Origin of the sequence: Streptococcus sp. DD11, from assembly GCF_001578865.1 — a bacterium.
In the GTDB taxonomy this organism is placed as follows: Bacteria; Bacillota; Bacilli; order Lactobacillales; family Streptococcaceae; genus Streptococcus; species Streptococcus panodentis.
In genome coordinates, this window is the sequence record NZ_KQ969396.1 from 265,710 (window position 1) to 270,307 (window position 4,598).

General features: G+C 52.2%; 5 protein-coding genes and 1 pseudogene. 2 read left to right on the top strand and 4 right to left on the bottom strand.

The genetic code is table 11. The features are described 5' to 3' along the window. The coding region (locus STRDD11_RS10645; RefSeq protein WP_164828473.1) for a LysR family transcriptional regulator at positions 1-769 on the top strand (769 nt) is incomplete at its 5' end. Here the strand turns inward: STRDD11_RS10645 and STRDD11_RS10650 are convergent. Next, positions 705-1,385: a TetR/AcrR family transcriptional regulator gene (locus STRDD11_RS10650; protein ID WP_241209420.1), complete on the bottom strand. Its 681-nt coding sequence runs from the start codon at positions 1,383-1,385 to the stop codon at positions 705-707. The two genes, STRDD11_RS10645 and STRDD11_RS10650, sit on opposite strands and share 65 nt — an antisense overlap. Before the next feature lie 107 nt (positions 1,386-1,492). Here STRDD11_RS10650 and STRDD11_RS10655 point away from each other — a divergent pair, with 107 nt between their 5' ends. Further along, entirely contained in the window at positions 1,493-2,227 is a 735-nt protein-coding gene (locus tag STRDD11_RS10655; RefSeq protein ID WP_128837265.1) for a hypothetical protein, read from the top strand. Positions 2,228-2,364: 137 nt separating this feature from the next. Here STRDD11_RS10655 and STRDD11_RS10660 read toward each other — a convergent pair. From STRDD11_RS10660 to STRDD11_RS10670, 3 genes and pseudogenes are all read right to left on the bottom strand, one after another. Continuing rightward, positions 2,365-2,758, bottom strand: a pseudogene (locus tag STRDD11_RS10660) (GNAT family N-acetyltransferase). Positions 2,759-2,919: 161 nt separating this feature from the next. Continuing rightward, complete coding sequence (locus tag STRDD11_RS10665; protein ID WP_128837266.1) at positions 2,920-3,966, bottom strand: zinc-dependent alcohol dehydrogenase family protein; 1,047 nt, start codon at positions 3,964-3,966, stop codon at positions 2,920-2,922. A gap of 214 nt (positions 3,967-4,180) precedes the next feature. Further along, positions 4,181-4,573, bottom strand: coding sequence for a YbgA family protein (locus tag STRDD11_RS10670; protein ID WP_128837267.1), 393 nt, complete (start codon positions 4,571-4,573; stop codon positions 4,181-4,183). Positions 4,574-4,598: the final 25 nt, after the last annotated feature.

Sequence of the window (4,598 nt, forward strand, 5' to 3'; positions counted from 1 at the left end):
CCAGCCGGCCCTCAGTCAGTCCATGAAAAAAATCGAAGAAATCGCCGGTGTGCCGCTCTTTATCCGCCAAAAAAATAAGACTGTCTTCAACGAAAACGGCCGTCTCATGGCAGAATATGCAGAAAAAATCCTCAGCCTGCAGGAGGAAATGCTGGCGGCAGTCCGCTATCAGGCCAGCCATCAAAAGAGCCTCCGCATCGGCTCTATCGCACCGGGTCCTCTCCTGCTCTTAGAACCTCAGCTGGCTCAGATTCAGCCGAGTCTGGAGCTGATGACGGACCTGCTGAGCGACGAAGAAGATCTGACAGGCGGCCTGGAGCAGGGCCGCTATGACTGGATTGTGACCCGCCAGCCATATGAGCATGCCGGCTGGATCTGCCTGCCCTATCTCACTGAAAGGCTCTCTATGCGGATTCCCAAACAGCATCCGCTGGCCAAAAAAGAAAGGCTGACCTTTGCCGATCTAGCCCGGCAGAATATCCTGCTCCTGTCTGAGCTGGGCTTCTGGACGGACCTGGTCAAAGAGCAGATTCCCACGGCCAATTTTCTCTACATTGACAGCCGTCATGCTTTTTCTGAAATCGCCAGCATGGGGACCTTCCCCACTTTCGTTTCCGATTTGTTCACAGCAAAGCAAGAGGCCGCCGACAGCGTCATCCTGCCCCTTCAGGAAGACTTGGCCACTGCCCGCTTTTACCTCCTGCTCAAGGAAGAACAGCTTGGCAAATGGGAAGGACTGCTGAGGCAGGTCCGATCGGGGCGGTCTTAATTTCCCTCACTCCTCCATAAAGGCCTTGACAAAGCCCACCAGACCGACATTGGTCACCTTGGAATGAAAATCGCTCATTGCTGCTGAACCATACTGGGGGATGTTCCAGCCAGTAAGTCAGAGTTCCCATAAAAGAAGCTGTCTGGTGATTAAGCAGCAGCTCTCTCTGCAGCTCACTCAAGTGTGGCGAAGCCAAAGAAATACTCTGGTCAAAGAGTTCCCGCACAGCTGCCTGCAGCTTTCTTAGACTGGCCGGCCGGCCTTTTTCACCCAAAAGAACGGCCAATTCAGCCAAACGAGGTTCAAAAAATTTGAAAAAATTCTGCTCCCCATGGATATAATCTTCTGCCTGAAAATCCTTATCTAGCCGGACCAATTCAGCAGACTGGAGGGCCGTCTGATAATAGGAGCGCAACTCTGTCAGCAGCCTGTCTTCTATCTTTTCTATCAGCTCATATTTATCAGCATAATGGCGGTAGAAGGTCGAACGGTTAATGTCCGCCAAGTCCGTCAGCTGCTCAATCGTAATTTTCTCAAAAGACCGTCCTTTCATCAGTTCAAGAAAGGATTTTTCTATATTTGCCTCGGTTTGCTGATTCTTTTCCTGATAGACCATGCGTTCTCCTTCAAAATGCAACATTCTGTCCTAAATTGGTGCTTGTTTTCCGCTAGTTCCCACTATATAATAAAAATGTTCAGAACACAAGAAAGAAAGGAAAAGAGATGAAAATTATCATTGGAAACAAGGAACTGTCCGACCAAGAACTGGCTGTCTGGCGAAAAAGAAGGCTGCAAAAGGCAGCTAAAACACTGGGCTTCCAGCTGCCCCAGACTGACAAGCTGGAGTTGTTGGAAGAGGCGCTGCTGGACTATAAAATGGCGCTGTCCGACCAAGAAATGCGGGCAAAATTAGCCAAAAAGCTCAAATGGAGCCAGACTGCCATGGCTGCAGCAGCCAAATGGTCCAAAAAGCCCAGAAAGAAAGCCCTGACGACCATTTTTGCCCCCGGCCTGACTGCTGCTGCTTTCAGCTATCAGCTGGAAGAGCTGATGCTGACAGATAAGACTCTGCATCGGAAAATCAATCTGAGCGCCTGTCCGGACCATTATCTTCTGCGGGCTGAGGGCGAGGTTTTGGAAGTGATTGAGACAGCCGGCAACAGCCCGCTTCCGGCCCAGTTTTTTATCTCCTTTGACAGCGAGGAGGCAATCGAAGAACCTCGTGACCCCCGCTATCCCTATCAGTCCGTCGGGGCGGCCAAACTGCAGGACGGCAGCATTCTGGGAGGCATCCGCCATCAGTTCCGCGATACAGCAGAAGGTTTGGAAGCCCGGCTCCTGGTCGAATTTCCCAGCCTCTGCCCGGACAGCCTGATTCGTCAGCATCAGCTGCACCTGGCAGCCGAGTGGTCTGTATGGATTGGCTGGTGCAGAGAAGCCCAGAAAAAGAAAGCCTGAGATTCCGGCCTGCTGAAAGGCAGCCAACACTCAGACTGCATCAACAGCCCTAAACTCTGCTCCAATCTTTAAGCCCGCATCATTAAAGGGGGCGGCGGAAGGCAGCCATCACCGGCGGCTGTCCCACTTCCGCCATCTTACGGCAAAGACTTAATCAGCCAAATGTCCATGGCGGTGTGGCCAGCTTCATTGGAAACAGGCTCCTCCAGCATTTTAATTTTAAAACTGTAATGCTCCTAAACAGCGACAGCAGCAGACAGCTCGGTGCAGGTCTCCAGATAGAGCTGCTCATCGCCTTCATCCCGAGCCACCTGAAAAATCTTCTTGAGCAGGCCGCTGGAACAGCTCTTCCCGCGGCTCTTTTTGCTGACATAGAGCTTTTGCAGCTCAGCTGTTTTTCCGTTACCGGGGCAATTCCCCCGCAGCCGACCAGCCGTCCCGGGCTTGTCCAGACCATACTCTTCCAGACTGCTGCGAATCAGCTGAGCCACCGCATGGATTGGCCGCTTCTTCCATCATTCGTAAGTTCATATCTTCTCTCTCATACTGTCTACAGCAGGTTTTTGCTTTTTGAGCTAATATAAAAAAGGATGATTCCCTTCTATCAAGAGAAATCATCCTCAGCCTATGAGCTGCTGCACTCAGCAGCGGGATAGTCAAACCAGCAGCAGTTAGGCTTAAACAAAAGTCTATCAGTCTAAAACAATCATCGATTTGATTGTCTTGCGCTCATCCATATCCTTGTAGGCTTGGTCAATGTCATCCAGTTTATAAGCACTGGTAAAGACCTTGCCCGGATTGATAACGCCGTCCAGCACAGCCTTGAGCAGCACTCCCTTGTCATAAGTGGTGACAGAAGCCGGACCGCCGGCAAAGACCGTATTGCGCATGAAATAGTCACCGATATTGATATCCTCCGTATGAGGCACACCGACCCGGCCGATAACAGCGCCCGGACGGGCGATGGCAATGGCGGTTTCCGTTGAGAGCTGAGTCCCCACGCACTCCAAAGAGGCATCCACACCGTCACCATTGGTCAGCTCCAGCACCTTGGCAATGCCTTCCTCGCCACGCTCAGCTACCACATCGGTAGCACCAAACTCAAGCGCCAGTTTCTGCCGGTCCTCATGGCGGCTCATGATGATAATCCGCTTAGCACCGCGAAGTTTAGCCGCAATAACCGCACAGAGTCCCACTGCCCCGTCACCGACAACAGCCACCGTGTCACCCGGCTGCACATTGGCCACACGCGCCGCATGATAGCCGGTCGGCATCACATCCGCCAGAGCCAAGAAGGACTTGAGCATATTTTCACTGTAGTCGCTGGGCTGACCCGGCACCTTGACCAGAGACCAGTCAGCATGGGTATAGCGGACAAACTCAGCCTGATAGCCGCCGCTGAAGTTGCTTTCCGGCCCATGATCCTGACAGCCGCCCTCATAGCCAGCCCGGCAGGCCGCACAATGGCCGCAGCCATGAGTAAAGGGGGCGATGACAAAGTCGCCTGGCTTGACAGTATTGATGTCGCTGCCCACTTCTTCGACAATACCGATAATCTCATGGCCGGAATTAGCCGAATGTTCCTCTTTCTCGCTGATACCGCGGTAAGCCCAGAGGTCGGACCCGCAGACACAGGAGCGGACCACACGGATAATCGCATCATCACTCTCCACAATCCGAGGTTTCTCCATCGTTTCAACGGCCACTTGACCGGCTTTGACAAATACAGCTGATTTCATTCAGAATACTCCTTTAATCGTTATATGATAACTATTATACACCTTGGAGTCAACTCTAAGTCAAGTATTTTACAGAAAAATACGAACTTTTTTCAATACGGCTTTCCGCACACCGGCTTCCAGCCCACTCTCACCGCTGCTGCGCAGGATTCCCCTGAGCTGGCCTAGAAGCTGCTGGTGGGGCAGCTTTGTGAGGAGGCCTGATGACAGAGTCTCAGGTTTGGCCTCCAAAGACTAAAGCGGATTCCTGCAGGTAGCGATTCGGGTACTTGAGGAGCAATTCCCTGACCGCTGCTGCCAGAGCCCCCTGCTCCGCCCGACCGGCTTGGTAACGCTCCAAAAGCTGCAGAAACTCTGCCTTTTCAGCCGGACTGGCCTTCTTCTTAAAATAACCCCAGACATGCTGGAAGGCATTGCAGACCTGACCGCGGTTTTCAGGCAAGCTGACTGCCTGGTCTATCATAGCCTGAACCTGAGCTACTTCTACCTGGTCTCCTTTCAGATACTGACGGATTTCCAGATAAATCCTGCTGGAATGGCTGAGCACCAAGTATTTATTGCGAGCCCAAAGCTTCTGACAGAGGGAGACTTGCTTGGCATCTTTCATGATTTTCTTTCCTGCCAATCCTCAA

Coding starts and splice junctions, on each gene's coding strand:
- STRDD11_RS10650 (WP_241209420.1), bottom strand. CDS start 1,385: ATGGTCTATCAGGAAAAGAATCAGCAAACCGAGGCAAATATAGAAAAA.
- STRDD11_RS10655 (WP_128837265.1), top strand. CDS start 1,493: ATGAAAATTATCATTGGAAACAAGGAACTGTCCGACCAAGAACTGGCT.
- STRDD11_RS10665 (WP_128837266.1), bottom strand. CDS start 3,966: ATGAAATCAGCTGTATTTGTCAAAGCCGGTCAAGTGGCCGTTGAAACG.
- STRDD11_RS10670 (WP_128837267.1), bottom strand. CDS start 4,573: ATGAAAGATGCCAAGCAAGTCTCCCTCTGTCAGAAGCTTTGGGCTCGC.